Source organism: Thalassospira sp. MCCC 1A01428, from assembly GCF_002115825.1.
Lineage (GTDB): Bacteria > Pseudomonadota > Alphaproteobacteria > Rhodospirillales > Thalassospiraceae > Thalassospira.
Genome location: NZ_JFJZ01000007.1, coordinates 155203 through 178713, shown reverse-complemented (window position 1 = coordinate 178713; position 23511 = coordinate 155203). Strand labels below are relative to the sequence as shown.

Genomic DNA, 23511 nt, shown 5'->3' with positions numbered 1-23511 from the left:
CGCACAAGGCCGGTTAATTCAATGTGCCTGGCGTGATGTCGCTTGCCAGTTGGGCACTCAACAAACTTTCCATTTCCGTGGCCGGAACGGGTTTGCTGAAATAAAACCCCTGCAATTCATCCACGCCCTCGGCACTGACCCGTTCAAGCTGGGTTTCGGTTTCAATGCCTTCGACATTGACCGACATGCCAAACGATCGCGCCATAAAAACAACCGCGCGAACAATGGCCGAATTGCCGTCTTCCTCGTCCATATCAACGATAAAGGACCGGTCAATTTTCAGTTTATCCACCGGGAAGCGCTTTAAATAGGCCAGCGACGAATAACCGGTACCAAAATCATCAATTGCAATGCGAATACCCTGATTGCGCAACATCCCCAGCGTAATGGCCGCTTCGCGCGGGTTATCCATCATTGCGCCTTCGGTTACTTCAAATTGCAACTGGTGCGGGTCCAGCCCGGTGCGTTCCAGCGCATCCCCCACACTTTCAATCAGGTCTTCATGGCGCGCCAGTTCCAGCGGCGATAAATTAACCGAAATCAAAAGCTTGCCCAATCCTTCATTGCGCCATTTCCGGGTTTGAATACAGGCGTTATTCAACACCCATTTTCCCACTTCGGCAATGATCCCCATGCGTTCCGCCACCGGGATAAAATCCACCGGGCTAACCATGCCGCGCGAAGGATGAAACCAGCGAACCAAAGCCTCCATCCCGACAATTTTCTGGTCGGAAACGCCGATAATTGGCTGATAAAACAGCTCAAACTCGTCATTGGTTATCGCGCGTGACAAATCGCGTTCCAGCGCCTTGCGTTCCTGCACTTCAAGCTGCAACCGGGTTTCAAAAAAGTGATACCGGTTGCGCCCTTCGGCCTTGGAACAATAAAGGGCAAGGTCAACGTTGCGCAAAAGGTCCTTTTCGTCGCGTCCATCCTTGGGATAAATACAAATCCCGACCGATGTTGAAACCAGCACTTCATTGCCTTCAAGCATAAAGCGCTCGCTGACCCGCTCGATCAGGCGCTGGGCAACAATGGCAATTTCCTCGGCTGACCCCGGGTCATGAAGCAGAACAGCAAATTCGTCCCCGCCCAGCCGTGCAACCACATCTTCATTCCGCAGGCGGACGCGCATGCGTTCGCCCACCCCTTGCAACAACAAATCGCCAATCGGGTGTCCAAGCGTATCGTTAATGTCCTTGAAATTATCCAGATCAAACAGCATCAAAACAAAATTGCTGCGTTCGCGTTTACCGCGTGCAACCGCCGCCGACAGACGTTCCTGAAACAATGTCCGGTTTGGAAGCCCGGTCAACCCGTCATGATGGGCCAAAAACTGAATGCGCGCTTCTGACCGCTTGCGTTCGGTAATATCGGTAATCGACCCTTCAATCAAAACCGGCACCCCGCGATCATCCCGGATCAGACGGGCGTTTTCCTCGATCCAGATAATCTTGCCGTCCCCGCGGCGTAATTCGGCTTCAAAACCCTGAACAAACCCGTCGCGCAATAACCGTCCGGTAAATTGCAGGCGCGTCCCGGGCTGCAAATAAAACCCGTCACGAACGGCGGTTTCCTTTACAACCAGTTCACGTTCATCGCCATATCCAAGGATCGAAACAAATGCCGGATTGGCCGATAATAACGGGCCTAGCGGTTTGGCCTGATACAACCCCTCGGCGGAGTTTTCAAAAATACCGCGATATTTTTCTTCCGCCAATCGCAGGGCGCGCTCCACGGCGGTTTTTTCGGTAACATCCTGACCAATGCAAATCACCCCGCCTACATTGCCATTTTCGGCAAAATGCGCCCGGGCATTCCATTGCAGCAATCGAACCTCGCCATCCTTGCGGCGAATGGAAATTACTTCTTCCTTGATAATTTCGCCCGCAATCAGGCGCCGCAAACGCAGGGCAACGCTTTCTCGTTCGCGTTCCACCACCAGAAAATCAAAGAAATTACGGCCCGCCGCTTCCATCCATGAATAACCAAAGGTCCATTCACTTTCGCGGTTATATTCCAGAATGCGCCCGGCAGTATCTAGGAACATAATGACACTGCCCGCCGTTTGCACCAGCGCCCGGTAACGTTCCTGGCGTCGGCGCAAATCATATTCAGCCTGGCGGTTTTTGGTCACATCAATCAGGGTGATGCTATATCCCAGCAAAATGCCGCCTTCGCCATGAATAACGGTGGCATTCATGCGCACCCATATCTGGCTGCCATCCTGGCGGCGCATTTCAATTTCACGGCCGCTAAAGCCATTGCCCCGGCGTAATTGCTGGCGCACATCGATCAGGTCATCATCGCAGGCATAAAATGCTTCGGGGTTCGATAAATACGCCTGCCGGACAGCCGCTGCATCGTCATAGCCAAACAGCGGCGCAACGGCATCGCTCACCGCTGTTACCCGCCCCTCGGCCGACAGGTCAACAATGCCCTGCACGGCATGTTCCAGGGCGCGGCGATAACTTTCCTCGCGCGTGCAATCACGGCCAAACCACGCAACCCCGCCCTGATCGGCCAAAAAGGTGCGTCGCCACTGAAACATACGCTGTCCGTAATGCACGGAACGCAGGGCTTCGCCCTGGTCTGCCGGGCCGCATAATGGCCGCTGCCCGTTGGGAATGGTCAGTGCGGCAACATTGGGCATCCCCACTTCCAGCGCCACCAGTTCAGCAGCGGCATTTCCGTGGCGAAATTCGCCGTCCTGCCCCAAAACCAGCACCGGCAAGGGGGAAATCATCAACCCCGATGATATCAGCCGGTCTTTTTGCGTCAGCATAACCACACGAATAACATTTCCGCCTTCAAGCGGCAGCCACCAGCCCAGAAAATAGTTCTGATCCTGGCCTTCAACAGGCATCACAAATGTTTCGCCCTGCGGTTGATCCACATCGCTGCAACGACGTGCCTGTTCAACAATCGCACAAACATGAGGAAACACGCCATAAGGCAGCCATGCAGGTTCGCCCGGCGCATCGATGCCAAACACAGTGGCCCACGCGGCATTTCCCAGCACCGCTTGCCGCTCGGGAGCAATTACAACCGCAGGCACACGGTCACACGCAACCAGTGCCGCTACCGTCGTGGCGACGTCAATTGAAATATTAACTCCCATTTACCCAGCTATTGTTCATCTGTTTTTGTTATAGCTGCGCGACCATAGCTTTTCGCAAACTCACTGCAAAGGGCTTTTTGCACCTGTGGGCATTTCCCCGCATTCCTCATACATTCAACAATTAGAAATTTATTAATTAATAAACAATTCAATTTCGAATTAGATTCCCTTTATACTACCTGACCGGGAAAACTGCCATTTTTAACCACAGTTCCTGGCGAATTACATCGCATTATCACTATTTTCACTTTTCATCCCCTTAAACAGTTGCGGGGGACCGGTTCCCGTTCTAATTTGATGAGCGATCAGGCCGTATGGCCCGTCGGCAGACACGCCCTTGTCAAACCCGGAATGTCGAGGAGAACAATGGTGATTTCTCATCAGGACGCATTGATCTACACTATGGTGATGGTGTCTGCAGCAGACAACGACATTACCGATGCCGAACTTTCCGCAATGGCGCGCCGCGTGCGTTATCTTCCCATCTTTGCCGGTTTTGACAGCGAACGCCTGACCGAAGTCACGCGTGATTGCGCCGCCCGGCTTGGCGAGGAAGACGGACTGGACAATACGCTGGTTCTGATTCGCGATGCCCTGTCGAAAAAAATGCGCGAAACCGCTTATGTTTTCGCGTGTGAAATCGTGTTGTCCGACGGCGAAATCAGCCAGGAAGAACTGCGTATTCTGGAACTGATCCGTCACCGTTTTGATATTGATCGTCTGGTTGGCTCGGCCATTGAACGGGCCATGGCCGCACGTTACTTGCGCCCCGGCGACGTATGATGCGACCGGCATTCCCGCCGGAGACCTCGGGTTTCAACGCTGTTTTGCCACAATAAACCGTAAACTGGCACCATAAAAACCCGCAGAAATTACCGGATTCCACTGTATGGGTCCGGTTTCTTTGCGCGGAATTGATGACATTTCATGTGCAGCATCCTGCTTGCGCACCATCGCTTATTGATCGCACGAACAAAGGGAACACACCATCATGACCGCACTGGCAGGCGAAAACATAGCCTTCATCGGACTGGGGCTTATGGGGCGCCCGATGGCCCTTAACCTGGAAAAGGCGGGTGCCAAGCTAACTGTCACCACCCGCAACCCCGAAACGCTGAACATGTTCGAAGACCTTGGCGTTGAAACCGCGGCCACCCCCGCCGATGCGGTTGCCGAGGCCGACATTGTCATCATTTGTGTGGCCGATACCGATGCTGTCGAAAATGTGCTGATGGGCGAAGATGGCATTCTTGACGGGCTGGAAGAAGACACCATCGTCATCGACATGGGCACAACATCGGTCGATGCCACCCGACGCTTTGCCGATGCTGTCGAGGATGCGGGCGGTGAATGGCTGGATGCCCCGGTATCGGGCGGCACGCAGGGGGCGCAAAACGGTACACTTTCAATCATGGTGGGCGGCGAACCCGATATTTTCCAGCGTGTCGACCGGATTTTCAAGGTGCTGGGCAACCGCGTCACCCTTGTCGGGCAGGCCGGTGCCGGGCAAATTGCCAAGGCTGCCAATCAGATGATTGTCGGGGTTACCATTGCGGCAATTGCCGAATCTTTTTCGATGGCCGAAGAAGCCGGGGTCAATATCGCCAGCCTGCGCGAAGCCCTGACCGGGGGATTTGCCGATTCAACTGTGTTGCAACAGCATGGCAAACGCATGATCGAACGTAATTTCGAACCCGGCGGCCGCGCCATTACCCAGCGCAAGGATTTGTATCAGGCGCTTGAATTTTCCGAAGCTGATCTGGGGCTGGAACTGCCCATGACCCGTCTGGCAATGGAACTTTACGACGAACTGATCGACCTTGGCGGCGGCCAGCTTGACCATTCCGCCCTGATCAAAATCTACGAGGAAGACTAATCACGAACTTCCCTGATTTAAACCGGTCAACCAGGCCCCCGGTGGGTGGGCAATGGCCAGGTTCATCAAAAAGGCAATAACCCGCCATCTTCCGGGGCTTATTGCCCGGCCTTTGCGCGCCCCTTGCTGGTAAATTTGTAAGCTGCCTATTTTCATCCCCCGGCCCGGGCCGGGGGATGTTTTTGTACGGCATCGGACATTATACAGGTTTGTATTTATGTTTACCCCTGTGTCAGGCATGATAAACCACCCGGGCCGACCGGGCATTTGCCGCCATAACCAAATACAGAGTCCCATGACAGACACAGACCTTGAAACCCGCATCATCGAACTTGAAACCCGCATTTCCCACCTTGATCAGGCAATGACGGACATGTCGATGATGGTCAAACGGCAGTGGGACCGTATTGATGTTCTTGAACGCCGCAACCATTTGCTCGGCGAAGACATGAAACGCATGAATGACTTCATGCAAACCGCCCCCGAAGACGACGTGCCCCCGCCCCATTACTGATAAAAACCGGCATGGCGGTATCCCGCCAAATGTTTTTCGCTGATACGAGCAAACTGTGCCCAATTCATACCTCGCCATCCCAACCTTTACGGAATTTAGCCAGATCCTTGATCCGGGCTGTTATCACCCGTTGCCCGACGACTGGTACGTTGGCATTGCCGATGTTGTTTCCTCGACCGAGGCCGTGGCACAAGGGCGCTACAAGGCAGTCAACATGGCCGGGGCGGCTGTCATTGCTGCTATTAGCAATACGTTGGGGCATTCTTCCTATCCGTTCATGTTTGGCGGCGACGGGGCCAGTTTTGCCTGCGCGCCTGACCACATCGATAAAATTCGCCTCGCCCTGGCCGCCACCCGGCGCTGGGTACACGAAAATCTGGAACTGGAATTGCGGGTTGCCCTGTTTAGCATGGCGGAAATCCGGGCGGCCGGGCGCGATGTGCAGGTCGCCCGCTATGCTGTTTCAAGCGCTGTAAGCTATGCCATGTTTCGGGGCGAAGGCATTCATTGGGCCGAAACCCAAATGAAAACCCATAATGACCACCATGTCGCCTCTGCGCCGCCCGGCACCCAGCCCGACCTGAACGGCCTTTCCTGCCGCTGGTCGCCCATTACCGCATCGGGCAACGGGTCCATCCTGTCGCTCATTGTTTTTCCGCTTGGCAATCGGCCTGCCTTTGATGCCGTCGTCAAGGATGTGCTTTACCTGCTTGACGAAGACCCCCGCCACGCCCATCCGGTCGGTGAAAATGGCCCGCTATTTCGCTTTCCACCTGCGGGCCTTAACCTGGAAGCCATGGCAAACCGGCCCCGGGGCGGATCCCTTTTTAATGCCCGTGCCAAGGTCTTTTTAACGGCCGCACTGGCCTTTATCCTTGATAAAACCGGCTGGAAACTTGGTGCGTTTGACCCGGCCCACTATCGAAAACTAACCGCCCTTAATACCGATTACCGCAAATTTGGCGATGCCCTTTTCATGACGGTCAATTGCAACAGCCAACAGGCCGATCAGCTTGAACAAATGCTGTCTCAAGCCGAAAAAGCCAATCACATTCAATATGGTTTACACCGGCAAAAAACCGCCATCATGACCTGCATCGTCCCCTCTGTGGTCAATGACACCCATTTTCATTTTCTCGATGGCGGCGAAGGCGGCTATACAGCGGCGGCGGCGGCCTATAAGGCCAAACGCGATGCGCGCCAGCAAACCCCGGATGCCCCACCCCCGCCCGCAGCAACGCCGGTTTTATAATTACTAAAATTAATCAGGTTGATCATTTTGATCAGTTTGTTGCATCATTCCATTTTGGGCATACCCATAAGGGGCCTCACGGAAGGTTTGCAACATGGACACCCGCGAATTACAAACCCTGATCGCCGTTGCCGAAGAAAAATCCTTTCATGGTGCCGCCAGTCGGCTGGGCCTTACCCAGCCTGCCATCACCCGCCGCGTTCAGCGCCTTGAAACCCGTACCGGCTGCATTTTGTTTGACCGCACGACCAAACCCTTGCGCCCAACCCCGGCAGGGCAACGCGCCCTGGCCGAAGCCCGCGATTTATTGCGCCGCCTTTCGGGTTTTGCCGATATTGTCAAAACCGGAACATCACCACACGGCCCGGTGAAAATTGGCGTTTCGCATGGGGTCGCCCCGCTGGTAACGGCACAAACCATTCGCGCGTTGCACCACGATTTTCCCGATACACAGCTAAGCCTGCGGTCGGGCTGGGCCAGCGAATTGCTGCCCATGTTACGACGCGGCGAAATTGATGCCTTGCTGACAATGGAGGAACCCCTTACCGGCATTGCCGGTGTTCCCGGCAGCGATTTGCCCAAATCCATTCGCATTGATCCCCTTTTTGACGATCAAATCGTCCCCATTGGCCCGGCAAACGACCCCAACCCGCCGACCAGCATCGTCGAACTGGCCCAACGCCCGATCATCCTGCTTCCCGAAGGATGTTCATTTCGCGCTTTGGGCAATGTTCTCGCCCACCGCAAAGGTGTCAGTTTTCGCGCAATACTGGAGGTTTCGGCCCTTGACCTGCAAATCGAAATGGTAGCCGCAGGGGTCGGATACGGCATCACTGCCAAACGCTATTGCATGCTTAACCGGTCGGCATCTGCCCTGTCGCTGCTGAACATTGCCGATGCCCGCTGGCCGATGAAAGTTGTTTTTCTGCGTCGCCCCGCCAGCACCGATATCGACACCGTGCTGGATGGCCTTGCCAGACTTCTTTCCGTTGCCGCACATCCGGAAAATACCGGCATAATGCATAAAAGTAATCGAATACATGAACCCTATGAATTGGACGCATGATTTTTGCCCCGCCATAGTGTCGGCCAAACCTTATTCATCAACGAGGCACCATGTCCAATTCGCTTAAAACAACCAAATGGTTTCCGTGGCTGGTTCTGATATGCGGGGGGCTGGTTCTGGCCGTCAATCTCGGCATTCGTCCGTCACTGGGCCTGTTTATTCCCGATATGCTGACGGCAACAGGCTGGACAGCATCGGTCTTTGGTCTGGCTTTTGCCATTCAAAACCTGTTGTGGGGGCTGGCGGCCCCTATCGCCGGGGCACTGGCAGACCGCTTTGGCACCACCCGCACGCTCATTGGTGGCACCGTTTTTTATGCGCTGGGTCTGTATCTGATGGGGCAGGCATCTTCGCCCATTGCGCTTTATGCAACAGCGGGCCTTTTGATTGGCATTGGTGTTGGCGCATCCAGCTTTGCAGTTGTCCTGGCCGCGATCAGCCGGGTTTTCCCGCCCGAACGGCGCAGCTTTGTTCTGGGCCTTGCCAGTGCCGGGGGGTCGGTTGGCCAGTTTTTAATGGCCCCCACCACACAGGCGTTAAATTCCGGCTTGGGATATGTCGGCGCGCTGACCATGATCGCCCTGATCAGCCTTATCATCATGCCGGCCGCCTTTGCCTTAACCGGGCGTGCCGACCATAAACCGGGCGGTGCCACCGCCGCCATCGATCTTGGCCCCACCAGCCTGATTGACGCCTTTCACGAAGCCCGCAAACACCGGGGTTTCCTGTTGTTAAATGCCGGTTTTTTTGTGTGCGGTTTTCACATTGCCGTCATTGCCACCCATCTGCCCACCTTTACCCAGCTTTGCGGTTTGCCGCCCTCGGTTGCGGCCAACGGGCTGGCCTTGATTGGCCTGTTTAACATTGTCGGCACCCTGGCTTCGGGCTGGTTTGGCGGGCGCTGGCGCAAAAAGTGGGGGCTGTCGCTTATTTATGGCACCCGGGCGCTGGTGATTTTCGTGTTTCTGCTGGCTCCCAAAACGGCTGATTCGATCTGGCTGTTTTCGGCCCTGATGGGGGCCTTGTGGCTTTCAACCGTGCCGCTCACCAGTGGCATTGTCGCCCAGGTTTTTGGTCCGCGCTATATGGCAACCCTGTTTGGCCTGGTGATGCTTAGCCATCAAATCGGCGCGTTCTTTGGCGCGTGGCTGGGTGGGGTTCTGTATGACATGACCGGCAGTTTCGATGCTGTCTGGATCATGTCTATCGCCCTTGGCATTTTTGCCGCCCTTATCCACATCCCGATCAATGATACCGCCTTGCGCACCGAACAGCCCGCAACCAGCAAGGCCTGATCCGGCATCACCAACACCGTTTTACCGGGCAGCGTTTTAAAGTATGTTTCCTTTAATTTAACGCTGCCCGGTTTCTGTTTGTGATCCCTCTTTTCGTTGCCCGCGCTTTGCGATAAAACCCCGGCATGGACAAACCAATTTACATCACCCCCGAAGGGCTAAACGCCCTGCGCAGCGAGCTGGACCACCTTTGGAAAAAGGACCGGCCCGAAACCGTGGCGATTGTATCGTGGGCGGCGGGAAATGGTGATCGCAGTGAAAATGGCGATTACATCTATGGCAAAAAACGCCTGCGTGAAATTGACCGCCGGGTGCGTTACCTGCGCAAACGCATCGAGGATGCCGTTGTTGTCCGCAGTGAAGACCAGCCCGACCATTCACGCATCTTTTTTGGTGCCGAAGTCACCTATGTAAATGCCCGCGACGAGGAAAAAACCATTCGCATTGTTGGCGAAGACGAAGCCGAAAGCCTGAAAGGCAAAATAAGCTGGGTTTCCCCGGTTGCCCGCGCCCTGATGAAACACGAAGTCGGCGATGTTATCACGCTAAACACGCCCGCCGGGCTGGACGAACTTGAAGTTCTGAAAATTACTTATCCGCAATAACACATCTGACACTGATCGACGTTCAATATGGCGGCCTGCCGGCTTTCACCCGGCAGCATCGGCGGCACTGATGATGGCAATTTCATATCCATCCGGGTCGCGGACAAAAAACTGCACAGCCCCGTTTTCCAGGGTATCAACCGGCTCCGGGCTGTAGCCTGCTTTGTTCAGGCAGTCATACAAGGCTGGTACGTCATCACATTCCAGATACCACACCATCCCGGCAAAGGATGGCCGCATCTTGCGTTCTTCATGTGATACGCCGCCATGTGCAGCCAGCATCAACCGGATTACGCCGGTATCCATATCATCGGGCCTGTTGCAGGCATGGGCGGCATCCCCGTTGTCACCTGCCGTTTTGCATGCCGGTTTTACCCCCAGCATGGCCCAAACCGGTTCCTTGCCAAATTCATCAACGGTTCGCGCCATCACAGCAAAACCAAGGCAGTGATAAAAATCAATGCTTTGGTCAATATTGGCTACACTTAGCAAAGGGGTCGCCGCACGCAGCATTCAATCGTCCCAACCGTTTATATGCACAGGCCTTTATGCTGCCAGAAAATACCCGGCAAAACTATGGCAAGGTCTCCATAACCGTTAAAGTATGGTTCCCTTAAACCACCGTGCCGACCCACCGGCCAATTATTGCGGTAACCACCATTGCCGCAGCGCCCCAAAACACCACCCGCACAATGGCATGAAACTTTCGCGCCCCGCCGATATGCGCGCCAAAGCCGCCCAAAAGTGCCAGTGCCACCAAGGCCGCCGCCCCCACAGCCGGTATCAGATACGCAACGGGCGCAAACAATACTGTCGCCAGGGGCAAAAACGCCCCCAGGGCAAACATCAGGGCCGATGTCACCGCGGCCTGCAACGGGCGGGCAACATTGACCGGCGATAACCCCAACTCGTCGCGGGCATGGGCAGCGATCGCGTCGCCTGCCATCATTTGCCGTGCCACAGTCAGGGCCAGTTGCGCATCCAGCCCCCGGCTTTGATAAATCGCCGCAAGTTCCAGCAATTCGCCTTCGGGGTCGATTTCGTGTTCGTGCCGTTCACGCGCAAGGTCGGCGTTTTCCGTATCGGATTGCGAACTGACCGACACATATTCACCTGCCGCCATCGACATGGCCCCGGCCATTAAACCGGCAACCCCGGCCAGCAACACATCGGCCCGTGCCGGATTTGCCGCCGCCACCCCGACAATCAGGCTGGCAATCGACACAATACCATCATTTGCCCCCATGATGGCCGCGCGCAGCCACCCCACCCGTTCCACCAGATGTTTTTCCTTGATGCGGTGCGACGTTTTCATGGCGTGCCTTTAATGCGGGTTATTCAGTTATTTTATATTGCCGATACATTTTTGCATCATGCCGATTTATTTTTCGGGCGTCTCTATCGGTTATGACATCATTCTTTGGGTGATAATTTTCTAGCTTTTCGGGCGTTTGATCCGCCGGGTCGGTTCGGCCTGTAACGGGTCGTCGGGCCAGTAATGCCGCGGATACCGCCCCTTCATTTCCGCCTTTACCTGCGCATAGGACCCCTGCCAAAACCCGATCAAATCCGATGTGACCTGCAAGGGTCGCTGGGCGGGCGATAATAAATGCAAGGTGACCGCCACCTTGCCCCCGGCAATTTTTGGTGTTTCGGTTGCGCCAAACATTTCCTGTAACCGCACCGGCAAGGCCGGGCCTTCGGGCCGGTAATCAATACGAACATGCGATCCGGTTGGCACGGTCCAATGGGTCGGGGCCAACTGGTCCAGTTTCTGGCGCTGGTTCCAGTCGATGCCCGACAGCAAGGCTTCGGCCACATTCACCTGGCGCAACTGGCTGCGCCGGATAATACCGGTTAAATACGGGGCCAGCCATGTTTCCAGGCTGGCCAGCAACCCGGCATCGCTCATATCGGGCCAGTTTTCGCTGTCCTGTTCATGCAAAAACGCCAGCCTTGCGCGCAGATGTTCGCTTTCCTTGCTCCAGTTCAGGCACGAAAGGCCCAGCTTGCGCACGCCATCGACCATCGCCTGTGTCAGTTTTGCCGGGTCCACCGCATCGTGAACCGGTTTTTCTTCCAATACCAGGGCACCAATGCGCCGTTGCCAGCGGGCCACCACCATGTCGTTCTGGCTATCCCAGAACACCTCGGTTCCGATCTGGATCTGGCTGGAAAAATGGCTTTCCAGGGCCGCCTTTGACACCGGGGCGGCAAGGTATATTTTGGCTTCGCGCGATTGCCCGTCAAGCTCGGCCACCGCCAACCATGGTTCGGGGGCCAGCCCGTCTTCTTTGGGCAACACACCCCCGCGCCCGCCCGACAGGCGATAGCGTGGTTCACCCCCGCGTCGGCGCTCGCCAATCCGGTCCGGGTAGGCAAAGGCGACGAGCAGGCCCACACGGTCGGTAAAATCAATATCGTTCGTGGCATCGTTAACGGTGCTGTTTACGGTTTTGCCCGCCTGTTTTAACCACCGCGAAAGCTGGCGTGTGGCCTCGTCCAACATGCCCGGTGCGCGCCCGCGCGCCATGGCCTCGATCCGCAGGCGCAAGTCGGCCCCGGCACTGCGCATAAAATCGCGGTCCGACAGCAAAGCCGCCAGCGCACAGGCGGTATCGGCCCAGCCCAATTGCTGGCCCCGCACCATCATATGCGCCAATCGCGGATGTACGGGCAAGGCCGCCATCGCCTGCCCCATTTGCGTTATGCGGTTGGCATCATCCAGCGCATCAAGGGCGCGCAACACATCGCGCGCCTGATCAATCTTTGCGGCCTCGGGCACATCCAACCATGGCAGGCTGGTCACATCGGCCACTCCCCAGCGTGCCAGTTCCAGGGTTAACGGGGCCAAATCGGCCTCGGCAATTTCAGGCGCACTAAATTGTGGGCGCGCACGGTGTTCGGCCTCGCCCCACAGGCGATAACAAATGCCCGGTTCCAGTCGCCCGGCGCGACCCCGCCTTTGTTCGGCACTGGCCTGCGATGATTTAACAGTCACCAGCCGCGTCATCCCCGATGCCGGATCAAACCGGGGCAGGCGTTGCAAACCACAATCCACCACCACGCGAATACCATCAATCGTCAGGCTGGTTTCGGCAATTGCCGTTGCCAGCACAATTTTGCGAAACCCCTCGGGTGCGGGCTGAATGGCAAGATCTTGCGCCCTGGTGTCCATCGCGCCATACAGCGGGGCGATAATAACCTTGTCTTTGGCCGTAAATAACGGTCGAAGCTGGCTTTCCACCCGGGTAATTTCGCCCTGCCCCGGCAAAAACGCCAAAATAGAGCCATGTTGCGTTGCCAAGGCCTCGCAAATGGCCGCAACCATGGTGGTTTCAACCCATTCGCGTGGTTTGGGCGGCATATAGGTGGTTTCAACTGGAAACGCCCGGCCTTCACTGCTGATCAGCGGGCAATCGCCCATCAAAGCCGCAATCGGCCCGCCATCCAGCGTGGCCGACATTACGATAATGCGCAAATCATCGCGCAAGGCCGCTTGTGATTCCAGTGCCAGCGCCAGCCCCAAATCCGCATCTAATGATCGTTCGTGAAATTCATCGAAAATCAGCGCGCCAATGCCCGAAAGCTCCGGGTCATCCTGAATCTGGCGCACCAAAATGCCTTCGGTTACAACCTCGATCCGGGTTTGGGCGGAAACCTTGCTGTCAAACCGCACGCGATAGCCCACCGTTTCGCCGACCTGTTCACCCAGCAATTGCGCCATGCGCCGTGCACTGGCGCGTGCCGCCAAACGCCTTGGTTCCAGCATGATAATCTTGCGCCCGGCCAGCCAGTTCGCACCGCGCAAAGCCAGCGGCACCATGGTGGTTTTGCCCGCCCCCGGCGGGGCCTGCAAAACGGCATTGGTGCCATCGACAAGCGCTGTTTTCAGGGCGGGCAGAACTGCATCAATCGGCAGGCTGGGAAAATCAGACGTCATAAAACCCCGACAGTTTCCGGCAAAAAAGGCTGTGCGTGTTATTCGACATTAAAGCCGATCTGGCAAGCCGCGAAACGTTGCCCACCTTACGGTGAAGGCCGCCTGACCGTCAGAACAAAGCCCCGTTCCCCGCTGATCCGCTGCAAGGTTTTCAACCCTCGTGTCAGGGCATAAAGCCGTTCCATATCGCCGTTCTGGCGGGCGATGCTTGCGGCATTGCGGGTCAGTTGAAACAGGGCCTTAAATTCCACCGGATCAAGGCTACGCAAAACAGCTTCTTTTTCCGCACGTTTCTGGTCCGGGTGATCAAAACAAAGGGGTTCCATCATCTTCCCTGCCTGCCACCGCCCGGCATTTCCTTATCAATCATGATCGATACTGCCCACACCATCCATGCCTGCGTCCAACGGATAAAAACCCGCCGGTCTTTGCCAAACCGCCCTTGCCCTGCATAAAAAACGCCGCGCTTGTGGTCAAAAAGCGGGTCAATGGCAAACAGGGCCACATCCCGGGCCTGTGCGAAGGCCCCAAACCGGTGCAATGTTGCCATTGCTTGCGCCACTGCATGGCTATCAAGATAACGGTTTTTACCCGCAAAGCTGCGCGGCAAACCCTGGTCATCAAAACAGGCACGCTGATAAAACTGCCAGCCCCGATCCATCGCATTTTGCAGGCCCGGCCACCCGGCATCATCAAGGCGATGCAGCAAGTCCAGAATATATCCGCTATGAAAGCCATCAATAAAGCCGTGATGGGGCCGTTTGCCATACACCCACGCGCCATCATCGCGTTGTTGGCCCAGCACCCTTTCAATTGCAATCTGTGAACAGGGATTATCCCGCACCAGCCGCCATAATATCCACGCGGCCCACAAGGTTACATTATGAATTTCCGCATTCGCACCGGCAATATAGCCAAAATAACCGCCATCTGCCCCGGTTACGGATGGATCCCGCCACAAACCACGCCGTAAAAACATTGCCGCCGCTTGCAATGCCGAATGATCGGGCGGTATTTTCCCCCCGTTTAACAAACCATCCACAACAAAACAGGTCACAATGGCGTTCGATTGCCCGCCTTGGGCAAAAAAGGCCCGCGCCTGCCATGCAAACGGATACCCCCAGCCGCCATCGGGGTTTTGCAAGGCCAGCAACTGGCGGGTTAAATCCGGGGCGACCTTCGCCCCGTCAAAAGCCGCCCCGGATGCGGACCAATCCGAAACCGGTACGCCGTCACCAGCACCTAACAGCAACGCCAGCGTTTTCGGGTTTATCATAGGGGGAATGGCGGCATAGTCGCGTATCTTCGCCGGGGCATGCTTTAATGCCTGCAACCATGCCAAACGGCTGATACGATGGTTCATTATGGTCGATCCGGCGCAATATTTGCTGTGTAATCCATCAAACGGGTCGGCCCCGGCAAAACGGTGATCCACCATATGCTGCCACACCCGGCCCCGTACGGCGCGCAGGCGTTCGGCATCAGCCACCGTCATTACGTTGTTAAAACTCACCGTCATCCGCCTGCATTTGCGTGTGCCATGCCACCCCGGCAGCAAGGCCGCTGCATAGCAAATAATGCCCGTAAGACAATGTATTGTCCGTGATCATTGTGACCATAACCGCCAGCAAAATATAAACCGCCCCCCTGGATGCCCGCACCAGCCAAATCATCATCCCCCATCCGGTCAACCACAAGGCCGCCCCGACGATACCGCTTTCATACAGCATGTGAAAATGGTCGTTATGCAAGGCCCCGAACGAAGATGCAGTTTGCAAATGCTGCAATTGCCGTTCAATCGCCCCGGCCCCAAAGCCCAGCCAGCGGTTTTGCGCCGTGCCCTGCCACCATTGCTGCCAAAACAGGTACCAATAGGCCAACCGCCCGCTGGCGTGAGTAAATAACAGCCGTGGCAAGGCATCCATTACCGCCCACAAAACCAGCCCCGCCAATGGTAAACCCAAAAGCCAGGTCCACGCGGAAACAAACCGAATGCGCGCCGCCATAACGATGGCCATTGCCAAAACCGCAATCCGGGTTTGGCTGGCAAATATGCCCCCCACCGCAATCACAGCCATCGCCAAAGACAAAAAACCGGCATTCCCGGTTTCCCCGGGCACATTCGGCTTTGTGCGCCACGCCACCGCCATCACAAACAGCGCCAAAAACAAAAACGGATTATTCAACCGCCAACCTTCGCTGGTCAGCAAAAATTCGCTATCGATTAAAACATAAACCAGCATTGGTATCATAACCGGCCACAGGCAACGCTGCCCCACCATCATGCCCACAGCAAGGCCTAGCGGCAAAATGGCCAGGTTTCCCGCCAGCCGAATGGCGGCACCCAAATCCTGGGAAACCACCACCACCCAAACCAAAAGCCCCGCCCCCACCAGCAGGGCCAATGCCGCATCCAGCCCCAATGCCTTGCGCCCGACCGCGCCCGAAAGCCCGGCCAGCGCCCACAAAATCAACAGGATTTTAGTAATCGTCCCGCCCAGTGGCAACGCCCATAACGACACCGCAATAACCGCCATGCCCATAACAGACACAAAAAGCTGCAATATCCCGGCGCGCCTTGGCCCCATATAGGGCATGTCACGATAATGCCCGGTGTTATCGCCTTTTTTCTTGCGTTGGCGGCTTTGTCTGGGGCCGGTTGATGGGCTCAATTCTTTCTCATTATTCTGCGCGCCGAAATGCCATGACACCGGGTCTGGTTAAACCTACACTTAGGCCCTGCATCTTCAGGGGTCAAATCCCGTCATGACTGCTGCTATGACCCGTTGGGTTCTGATATTTGAAATACTCGCCGCCCCGCTTTTGCTAGGCGGGGCGCGGCCATGGGCGATGGCCCTGCTTTCGATACCGGTTGCATGCGCCCTTGTCGGTCAGTTCCTTCACCAGCGCAAATCACCAAAATGTGGTTTTTCAAATTCCACGCGGGGTATCTGCCTTGCCGGGGGCATCGCCTGTCTGTGGCTTATTTTGCAATCTTTGCCCCTGTGGCCGCATTCCATGACGCTGCCGTTTCAAACAGCCTCGCTGGCACTGGCCCCCGCACGCACGCCCGATGCCGTTCTTTATGTGTTATGGCTTGTGACCATTGTTATGCTGTGTGCCACCCAAAATGATCTGAAAAATCAGCTTGCCGTCATCTGCCGGGCGCTTGTCAGCAGTGCCGCCCTGCAAACCGCCGTTGCATTTTCATTGTTTGCGCTTGATGCACCGGGGACGGTGTGGTTTGTCAAAACAGCCCATATCAACGATTTCACCGGCACATTCGCCAATCGAAATGCCTTTTGCGCCCTGATGGCGGCGGGGTTTTTCGCCTGTCTTTATCTGTGGCACCGGCGCGCTTACACAATCCGCGACAAACTTGACGGGCAAGGGGGCTGGCTGGCATTGGCGGTTTTGCTGTTTATGTCGGCCCTGTCCAGCCATTCGCGGGCCGGTATTGTGGCCCTGTTCATGGGCAGCATCGCCTTTATCTGGCTGGCATCGCCGGGGTGGAGCAGGGCAAAAATCCTTGCCCTGCTGGCAACTGTTCTTGCCATGGCCGGGGCTGTTTTTGCCACCCCTGCGCTTGCCACCCGCTTTGCCCAACTGGCCCGGCGCGACTGGCTTCAGCGGGATGATGTCTGGCAAAGTGCATTCAATGCGATCATGCACCGCCCGCTTACGGGCTATGGCCCCGACGGCATCGCCACCGCCCTGGAATACGCCGCTTCACCGGGTTTAAACACACAGGCGCGCTGGGCCAGCAGCCATAATTTATGGCTTGATGGTATATTGGTTATGGGCCTGCCCGTCTTTCTGCTTTTATGCGGGCTTACGGGTTATATCGTCCTGTTCACCCTGCGCAATATGGCGCGCCAAACCAAAACACGCCCGCAATTTGCCCTTATCATGGCTGTTTTAACCGCCTTTATCGTGCAATCCCTGTTTGATGGCATTGCCGCAATGCCGGCGGTAATTTTACCTGCCCTGATCATGGTCGGGCTGGCAATGCATCGTCATCAAACCTTACCCGTGCCTGCATCATCACCGCTGCCAGCAACCTCTCGGCCTGTTGCCTGACGACTTCGTTCGTGCCCGCCAGGGCCATAATCACCCGAAGCGCATCGGCCAGTTCTGCCCGGTGTTTGGCCTGTTCATCGGGCATGTCGGCAAATTCGGGCAACATTAAAATCCGCATCCGCACATCTTGCAGCAACACATTCACATCATTGGGATAAACACGTTTTAACTGTGTTAGCAGGGCGCTGGCACGGGGCCAATCCTGTGCGCGCATTGCCGTGTCAATCTGCTGGCGCACATTTGCCAAAACAATGCCATCCGCATCGCGCAACGCCGCCTGATAATCGCTTATATCGGGCAACACCCGTGCTGTTTGCCATAACTGCCATCCTGCAAGGCCCAACATCATTACCACCATTGCCAAACCCGCAACGATGGTAAGTCGTACCCTGCATTTTGCCCCCCAACCGGTTTGCAACGGGTTTTGCGGGCCAATAGAACCATCAACATCTGTGTTTGGTTCATCTTTATGCTCAAAATCGGTGCGATTATGGGCTGTCATGGTCGTTTTCGCCGTTTTTTGCCACCGTAATAGGCGCCCCGGCGCGAAACACCGCTAAAAATAAAGCCATCGGCACGGCAACCAGCCTGTTCCAGCCGTTGAACCGCATCAATTATATCCTCCCGGCGGCTTTTTTGCGCACGGATCAACAATAACCGGTCATCCGCCGCCCGCATCAGCCAGATCGCATCGGCCACGGCTAAAACCGGCGGCGCATCCACCACAATGTAATCATAACGATGGCGCAAATCCTGTATCATGCCCATCAGCTTTTCGGCCATCAACTGCCCGGCAAGGGCCGATGACACCGCATCTTCCGCGCCTAGAAAATCGTAATAGACATCGCCCGACCTGCCATCCCCGCCGTCCTCAAACCGGATTGAAAATATGGCCTGATCCAGCGTTGCATCCCCTTGCAAAACCAGCGGCAAATCGGCCTTTATGCCGTTGCGGGCAAGGTCATTTTCCATCCGCCCTGCAATCGGATGTGTTGCCAGTGTCGGGCGGCGCAAATCACCGTCCAGCAGTAAAACCCGCTGGCTGTTTTGGGCAAGGCGCACCGCCATTTTTTGCGCCAGACGGCTTTTCCCCTCGCCCGGCATCGGCGAGGTTATACACACCACCCGCCCGCCAAACCCTTCGGCAGGGCCTTCACTGCGCGGGATCTGCCCCGCATCACGGCGCAAACGAAGAATGGTTTGCAAATGACCAATCGCCTCGTTTTCTTCTTCTGTTACCCGCCGCGCCGGATGGGGGGAAACACGCGGCAAGACGGCAAAAACAGGCAGACCGGTTAGTATTTCGGCTTCGCTGGCACGGTGCAGGGCGCGGTCAAAATATTCACGCAAAATGGCCGCTGCCATCGCCGCCACAACCGACAGCGCAATCGCAATCATGGCAATATGTTTACGCGATGGAAATACCGGTTTACCTAGTGTTTCCGGAATTTGCACAATTTCCACATCCGGGCGCAAGGCGGCAAGTTCCGACTGCATAAGGCGTGCCCTGTCTGTCAAAACCGACACATCGGCGGTTGATGCATCAAGTTTGCGGTTAAGCTGATCAAACGCCAAACGGTCGCGGTTATCGCCCGCCGCCTGTGCCAGAACCCGGTCATATTCCTGCGCAAAGGCCCCAAACCGGGTGGCAGCGTTTTGCGCATCGCGGTCAATGGCGGCGATCTGTGCCGATATCGCCGCCCGCACATCATCATTCGCCTGTAAAATTTGCGCATTATTTGCCATCACCAATGGGTGACGTGGCCCATATCGCCGCCCCAAATCAGCCTGGGTGCCGCGTAACACCGCCAAACGCAAATTCAGTTCACGCACGGTTTCGCTGTTGGAAATTTCAGGCAATTTCATTAATTGGGCGACATCCCCCTGTGCTGCCGCAATCGCCTGTTGCCGGGCCTGCAACCCCAAAAGGTCAATCTGTGCTGCCTGGCGCTGTGCGCGAATATTTTCCAGTTCGCGGCCCAAATCGCTGTCGCCTGATCCTGCCGCCTTGCCGTCACCGCCCCCCCTTGGGACAAAACCACTGATGGGGTGCTGATCCTGCCAGTCAATAAGGGCTTGCTGATCCTGCGCCAGTGTGGCTTCGGCTTCGCCGCGCTGGCGCACGGTTTCGTCGTATTGATCAGTTAATTTGCGGCGTAAATCCTTTTCGCGTTTCCACACATAACTATCAATTACGGCATCCAGCATTCGGCGTGCGCGTTCGGGGTCGGTGTCAAACAGCGATATTTCAATCACCCGGGCATTATCGATTTGCACGGTTTTGATCTTGCCGCGCAAAATGGCGATATCGCGATTTTCGCGCACCATTTCGGCTGTCATGCCTGGCGGCACAGCCATCGTATTTTGCGACGGTGTAATGCCCAGCCATTGCGCCAGCGGGGCTGGCGGCGGATCAAAATTAATGCCATCCCCCCGCAAAACCGACCGCGCCGCAGACAAAACCGCCGTACCGCGCACCATTGCCATTTCCGTATCCAGATCGGAAATTTGAAAAACCGGCGCAGGACCAACCGCATCTTTCAAGGCCAGCGGGGCCGGCGTTGCCGGTAAAAACCCAACCTGCCCCGATGCCCGAAACTCCGGTTGCCAAAAGGGCACCAAAAACGCACCCAGCGCCATGCAACAGGCAAAAACCAGCAATGCGACACCCCGGCGACGCCAGACCAGCGGCACCATATCGGCCAACGTCACAGCCGGCCCCGGCGTTTTGATCGGCGACAAACGTTGCGTCATCGGTTTTTGTCAACAGTCGGCACACTAAACCTGTATATCAGGCCTGAAACATGGGGGGAAAATGACGGGCGCCATGGAAAAAACCTAACGGGGGCTGGCATCGTCGGGCCACCAGTCATTGTTACCACCGGGGGTTTGGGCCAGCGGTTTTTCGTCTTCAAACGGGGCGGGGATATATTTATCGCCATGGTCAGGGGCGGCAAAAACCTGCCCGACCACACCGGGGCGATAAACATCAATGCCCGTATTTTGCGGGGGCTGCGCGGGTTGATTAACCGGCGCGAAACGCTCGAACCCATCGCCCGTCATGCCAAATGCCGCCGCCGACAGGCCGGGCGCATATCGAAAGGCCAGTTGCGCCGGGTCGCCCCCGCCTTTGCCATAGCGCAAAATCGCCACCAGCAAAGCCCGCATCAAAATGCCCTGTATGCCGCCCATCAACGTCGCGGGGATAAATTGCTGCACAATCAGCTGGGCAAAACACTGTTCCAGCGATGAAATTATTTTAATGCCAATATTTTGCCGGGGCTGTGTGGCGTCCTCTCTTTCGAAAAACGTGGCCAGAATGCCGGTTAGGGTTTGCCCGTCAATTACGGGTAAAATTCCAGGATGTTGCACCTGCACCAACGAGGTAAAAACACCTGCCATCACCGTGGCGACAGATCGTACCGTATCACTGCCTTTACCGGTTGATCCTGCCCCGCCCGGGGTTAGCTTTGACAATTGCTGTGTTAACTGCGCGCCCGCATCTTGCGGCCCCATAACCGCCGTTCCCGCCAAACCGGTCGAAGGTCCCGTTTGCCCCCATGCGGACCCGGCCCCCAAAACCCCGCCCATCAGGGCCACAATCGCCAGCAGGCCGACCTGTTTAATGCGCGACAAACCTGCAATTTGGGTGCTGTGTTTTTTTCCCCATCGCCATGTCACCAACATGGCGAACTGCCACAAGCCCCTGGCGTAACGCGGGCTCATGGTGCGCGGGGCCTGTAACACCCGCCATAACCATTCCAATCCGGCATTTTGCCACAGCAGTGGCGCACGTTTTACCTGGCCCGAAATAACATCAAACGCGCCCCCAACACCAATCAGCAACCGCGCCCCGCATGCATCGGCATACTCGACAACAAAACGTTCCTTGCGCGGGCTGGGCAAGGCAACAAACACCACATCCGCCCCGCTTTGGGCAACCATATCGGCCATTTCGGCGTCGGTCGCATCATAGCCATGCCGACAGCCCACAATGTTTAAACCGGGATAATCATGCAGCAGGCGATTGCGGGTCTGCACGACAATATCAGGCCTGGCACCCAGTAAAAAAACCGACAATCCCTGTTGGGCCAGCCCCGGCATCAGGGCGATCATTAAATCAATTCCGGTAACACGCCCGGCCAGCCGATATCCCAGCAACTTTGCCGCCCAGACAATGCCCATGCCATCGGCGCTAAGGCAATCGCACGACAATAAAGCCCCCCACAATGCAGGGTCCTTGCGGGCAGCAACCAGTTTGATGGCGTTTAGGGAAATATGTCGAAGGCGGTGCCTTTGCATCAGGCCCGCAAGAATATCATCCCGCAACTGGTTCGGTCCCCGCCTGTCCAGTTGCAAATCAAAAAACGTCTTGTTCTCCGCCATGCACCCTGCCCCCGGTTCAGTTTGCTATCAAACGAAACGCTAGGATGGCATAAGTTAACAAAAAAACATCCCTATATTGAAAGTTAAACGTGAAAATTGCACTGATCACCAATTTGATCCCGCCTTACAGGCAGCATAGCCATACGATACTTGCACAAATGGTGCAGGCCACAGGCGGCGATTTTTGCATTATTCGTACCCATAAAACCGAACCGCAACGCAACTGGCCCCAACAAACCGGGCCATTCTCGCAAATCATTTTGCCCGGTATTCGGTGGGCATTATCTGAAAATCGCGCTATCGCCATCACGCCCTCCCCCGTTGTCCATTTGGCGCAATTTAAACCCGATATTGTAATTCTGGCAGGTTTTGGCCTGGCGATGTGGCAGGCGCACCGATGGTGCCAGGCGCACAATGTTCCCTATATCATCCGCTTTGATGGCTGGGCGCAGTCCGATGCCGTCTTTAACAACCGGCTTCGGGCCAAAATGCGCGGCGTCATGATCCGTCATGCCACAGCGGCCATCGCCGCCAGTCATCCGGGTAAACAGTGGTTTTTGGCACATGGTATGGCGGTCGATAAAATTTCGCTTGTTCCAATTGCCCCGTCATTTGCACCCTTGCCGGGCACAGCACCACCGAAATTTGCGCAACGCCCCTATGACCTTTTATGGTGTGGCCGCCCCACCAAACCCAAGGGTTTTGCCCATTTTCTGGCCATTGCGGCGGCCCTGTATCGGCAAGGGGCCATTTCGCGCATTTGCATTGCCGGTGTGCCGACAAAAGATACCGCCAGCTTTACGAAAAAACTGGCGCAAGCCGGGCTTTGCGACATCACAACCATATTACCGCCGATGGCCCCGCACAGGCTGGCCGCGATCTATGCCAGCGCCCGGCTGTTTTTATTACCATCGCTTGGCGATGCCTACGGCGTTGCCGTGATCGAGGCAATAAGCTGTCGCACACTTGTTGTGGCATCAGATAAGGTCGGGGTTGCCCATGACGTGCTGGTGGCGGGTGAAACCATGTTGCCACTGCCTTTGCCTTTTGCCCCGCCCGGGATCAAGGGCTGGCTTACCGCGATCAAACGCCTGTTGGCGGACCCCGCATATTGCGACCGGCATTTAAACTTGCAAAACCACGCCATCCTTAACGTCAGCCCCCAACAAATTGCCCGGCAAACATGGAACGCCTGCCGGGATGCCCTAGGGTAAAACACCACGCACCAGCATCAGGATTGCGGGATTATTTTGCCTCAACCCGTAATTGTCATATATGATTTTAACATTAAGCAACATTGCGGGCATATTGGGGGATTGGCCGTTTATGAAAATGCTGGACGCGTTATTTATTGGCAATTCTGCGCACGGCAA

The 23511-nt window shown here is 56.1% G+C and carries 19 protein-coding genes; 9 read left to right on the top strand and 10 right to left on the bottom strand.

Going from position 1 to position 23511, the window contains the following annotated elements; translation table 11 throughout:
- Positions 1–13 precede the first annotated feature (13 nt).
- Positions 14–3121 (bottom strand): EAL domain-containing protein, encoded by a 3108-nt coding sequence (locus tag THS27_RS08540; RefSeq protein WP_085589821.1) that lies wholly within the window; start codon positions 3119–3121, stop codon positions 14–16.
- Positions 3122–3490: 369 nt separating this feature from the next.
- Between THS27_RS08540 and THS27_RS08535 the strand changes: the two genes are divergently transcribed.
- The 7 genes from THS27_RS08535 to greB all read left to right on the top strand — a co-directional run bounded on the left by THS27_RS08535 (position 3491) and on the right by greB (position 9729).
- Positions 3491–3904 carry a tellurite resistance TerB family protein gene (locus tag THS27_RS08535; protein ID WP_210402862.1) on the top strand — a complete coding sequence of 138 codons (414 nt, stop codon included), beginning with the start codon at positions 3491–3493 and terminating at the stop codon, positions 3902–3904.
- Between the two features lie 205 nt (positions 3905–4109).
- On the top strand, positions 4110–4997 hold the full coding sequence (locus THS27_RS08530) for an NAD(P)-dependent oxidoreductase (RefSeq protein WP_256376765.1): 888 nt from the start codon (positions 4110–4112) through the stop codon (positions 4995–4997).
- A gap of 295 nt (positions 4998–5292) precedes the next feature.
- On the top strand, positions 5293–5511 hold the full coding sequence (locus tag THS27_RS08525) for a SlyX family protein (protein WP_085580960.1): 219 nt from the start codon (positions 5293–5295) through the stop codon (positions 5509–5511).
- A gap of 55 nt (positions 5512–5566) precedes the next feature.
- Positions 5567–6763, top strand: coding sequence for a DUF3095 domain-containing protein (locus THS27_RS08520; RefSeq protein WP_085589815.1), 1197 nt, complete (start codon positions 5567–5569; stop codon positions 6761–6763).
- Positions 6764–6857: 94 nt separating this feature from the next.
- Positions 6858–7829 carry a LysR family transcriptional regulator gene (locus tag THS27_RS08515; protein ID WP_085589813.1) on the top strand — a complete coding sequence of 324 codons (972 nt, stop codon included), beginning with the start codon at positions 6858–6860 and terminating at the stop codon, positions 7827–7829.
- A 50-nt stretch (positions 7830–7879) separates the two neighbouring features.
- Complete coding sequence (locus THS27_RS08510; RefSeq protein ID WP_085589811.1) at positions 7880–9124, top strand: MFS transporter; 1245 nt, start codon at positions 7880–7882, stop codon at positions 9122–9124.
- Positions 9125–9249: 125 nt separating this feature from the next.
- Positions 9250–9729 (top strand): transcription elongation factor GreB, encoded by a 480-nt coding sequence (greB, locus tag THS27_RS08505; RefSeq protein WP_085589809.1) that lies wholly within the window; start codon positions 9250–9252, stop codon positions 9727–9729.
- Positions 9730–9774: 45 nt separating this feature from the next.
- Here the strand turns inward: greB and THS27_RS08500 are convergent, their stop codons facing one another.
- The 6 genes from THS27_RS08500 to THS27_RS08480 all read right to left on the bottom strand — a co-directional run bounded on the left by THS27_RS08500 (position 9775) and on the right by THS27_RS08480 (position 16344).
- On the bottom strand, positions 9775–10242 hold the full coding sequence (locus tag THS27_RS08500; protein WP_085589807.1) for a glyoxalase/bleomycin resistance/extradiol dioxygenase family protein: 468 nt from the start codon (positions 10240–10242) through the stop codon (positions 9775–9777).
- 100 nt (positions 10243–10342) lie between these two features.
- A complete protein-coding gene (locus tag THS27_RS08495) occupies positions 10343–11044 on the bottom strand; it encodes a VIT family protein (protein ID WP_085589805.1) in 702 nt (233 codons plus the stop codon).
- Between the two features lie 120 nt (positions 11045–11164).
- Positions 11165–13672, bottom strand: a complete 2508-nt coding sequence (hrpB, locus tag THS27_RS08490) for an ATP-dependent helicase HrpB (RefSeq protein ID WP_085589803.1) — start codon at positions 13670–13672, stop codon at positions 11165–11167.
- Between the two features lie 86 nt (positions 13673–13758).
- On the bottom strand, positions 13759–14001 hold the full coding sequence (locus tag THS27_RS26615; protein ID WP_139835526.1) for a hypothetical protein: 243 nt from the start codon (positions 13999–14001) through the stop codon (positions 13759–13761).
- Positions 13998–15185: a hypothetical protein gene (locus THS27_RS08485; protein WP_139835525.1), complete on the bottom strand. Its 1188-nt coding sequence runs from the start codon at positions 15183–15185 to the stop codon at positions 13998–14000. The genes THS27_RS26615 and THS27_RS08485 overlap by 4 nt, the downstream gene beginning before the upstream one ends.
- Positions 15175–16344 (bottom strand): O-antigen ligase, encoded by a 1170-nt coding sequence (locus THS27_RS08480; RefSeq protein WP_246832896.1) that lies wholly within the window; start codon positions 16342–16344, stop codon positions 15175–15177. The genes THS27_RS08485 and THS27_RS08480 overlap by 11 nt, the downstream gene beginning before the upstream one ends.
- 106 nt (positions 16345–16450) lie before the next feature.
- On the opposite strand from THS27_RS08480, the gene THS27_RS08475 reads away from it, so the two are divergent.
- Positions 16451–17752, top strand: coding sequence for an O-antigen ligase (locus THS27_RS08475; protein ID WP_168184857.1), 1302 nt, complete (start codon positions 16451–16453; stop codon positions 17750–17752).
- On the opposite strand, the gene THS27_RS08470 is transcribed toward THS27_RS08475, so the two are convergent.
- The 3 genes from THS27_RS08470 to THS27_RS08460 all read right to left on the bottom strand — a co-directional run bounded on the left by THS27_RS08470 (position 17664) and on the right by THS27_RS08460 (position 22138).
- On the bottom strand, positions 17664–18254 hold the full coding sequence (locus tag THS27_RS08470) for a hypothetical protein (RefSeq protein WP_085589800.1): 591 nt from the start codon (positions 18252–18254) through the stop codon (positions 17664–17666). The genes THS27_RS08475 and THS27_RS08470 overlap by 89 nt on opposite strands.
- Entirely contained in the window at positions 18251–20506 is a 2256-nt protein-coding gene (locus THS27_RS08465; protein WP_085589798.1) for a tyrosine-protein kinase domain-containing protein, read from the bottom strand. The genes THS27_RS08470 and THS27_RS08465 overlap by 4 nt, the downstream gene beginning before the upstream one ends.
- 84 nt (positions 20507–20590) lie before the next feature.
- Complete coding sequence (locus THS27_RS08460; protein ID WP_085589796.1) at positions 20591–22138, bottom strand: WecB/TagA/CpsF family glycosyltransferase; 1548 nt, start codon at positions 22136–22138, stop codon at positions 20591–20593.
- Positions 22139–22296: 158 nt separating this feature from the next.
- Between THS27_RS08460 and THS27_RS08455 the strand changes: the two genes are divergently transcribed.
- Positions 22297–23352, top strand: coding sequence for a glycosyltransferase family 4 protein (locus tag THS27_RS08455; protein WP_085589794.1), 1056 nt, complete (start codon positions 22297–22299; stop codon positions 23350–23352).
- Positions 23353–23511 lie beyond the last annotated feature (159 nt).

Excerpts from the sequence above, each read along its gene's own strand:
- THS27_RS08495 (WP_085589805.1), bottom strand. The coding sequence starts at position 11,044 with ATGAAAACGTCGCACCGCATCAAGGAAAAACATCTGGTGGAACGGGTG.
- THS27_RS26615 (WP_139835526.1), bottom strand. The coding sequence starts at position 14,001 with ATGATGGAACCCCTTTGTTTTGATCACCCGGACCAGAAACGTGCGGAA.
- THS27_RS08460 (WP_085589796.1), bottom strand. The coding sequence starts at position 22,138 with ATGGCGGAGAACAAGACGTTTTTTGATTTGCAACTGGACAGGCGGGGA.
- THS27_RS08515 (WP_085589813.1), top strand. The coding sequence starts at position 6,858 with ATGGACACCCGCGAATTACAAACCCTGATCGCCGTTGCCGAAGAAAAA.
- THS27_RS08455 (WP_085589794.1), top strand. The coding sequence starts at position 22,297 with ATGGTGCAGGCCACAGGCGGCGATTTTTGCATTATTCGTACCCATAAA.
- THS27_RS08465 (WP_085589798.1), bottom strand. The coding sequence starts at position 20,506 with ATGACGCAACGTTTGTCGCCGATCAAAACGCCGGGGCCGGCTGTGACG.
- THS27_RS08470 (WP_085589800.1), bottom strand. The coding sequence starts at position 18,254 with ATGACAGCCCATAATCGCACCGATTTTGAGCATAAAGATGAACCAAAC.
- THS27_RS08510 (WP_085589811.1), top strand. The coding sequence starts at position 7,880 with ATGTCCAATTCGCTTAAAACAACCAAATGGTTTCCGTGGCTGGTTCTG.
- greB (WP_085589809.1), top strand. The coding sequence starts at position 9,250 with ATGGACAAACCAATTTACATCACCCCCGAAGGGCTAAACGCCCTGCGC.
- THS27_RS08525 (WP_085580960.1), top strand. The coding sequence starts at position 5,293 with ATGACAGACACAGACCTTGAAACCCGCATCATCGAACTTGAAACCCGC.
- THS27_RS08475 (WP_168184857.1), top strand. The coding sequence starts at position 16,451 with ATGACCCGTTGGGTTCTGATATTTGAAATACTCGCCGCCCCGCTTTTG.
- hrpB (WP_085589803.1), bottom strand. The coding sequence starts at position 13,672 with ATGACGTCTGATTTTCCCAGCCTGCCGATTGATGCAGTTCTGCCCGCC.
- THS27_RS08500 (WP_085589807.1), bottom strand. The coding sequence starts at position 10,242 with ATGCTGCGTGCGGCGACCCCTTTGCTAAGTGTAGCCAATATTGACCAA.
- THS27_RS08540 (WP_085589821.1), bottom strand. The coding sequence starts at position 3,121 with ATGGGAGTTAATATTTCAATTGACGTCGCCACGACGGTAGCGGCACTG.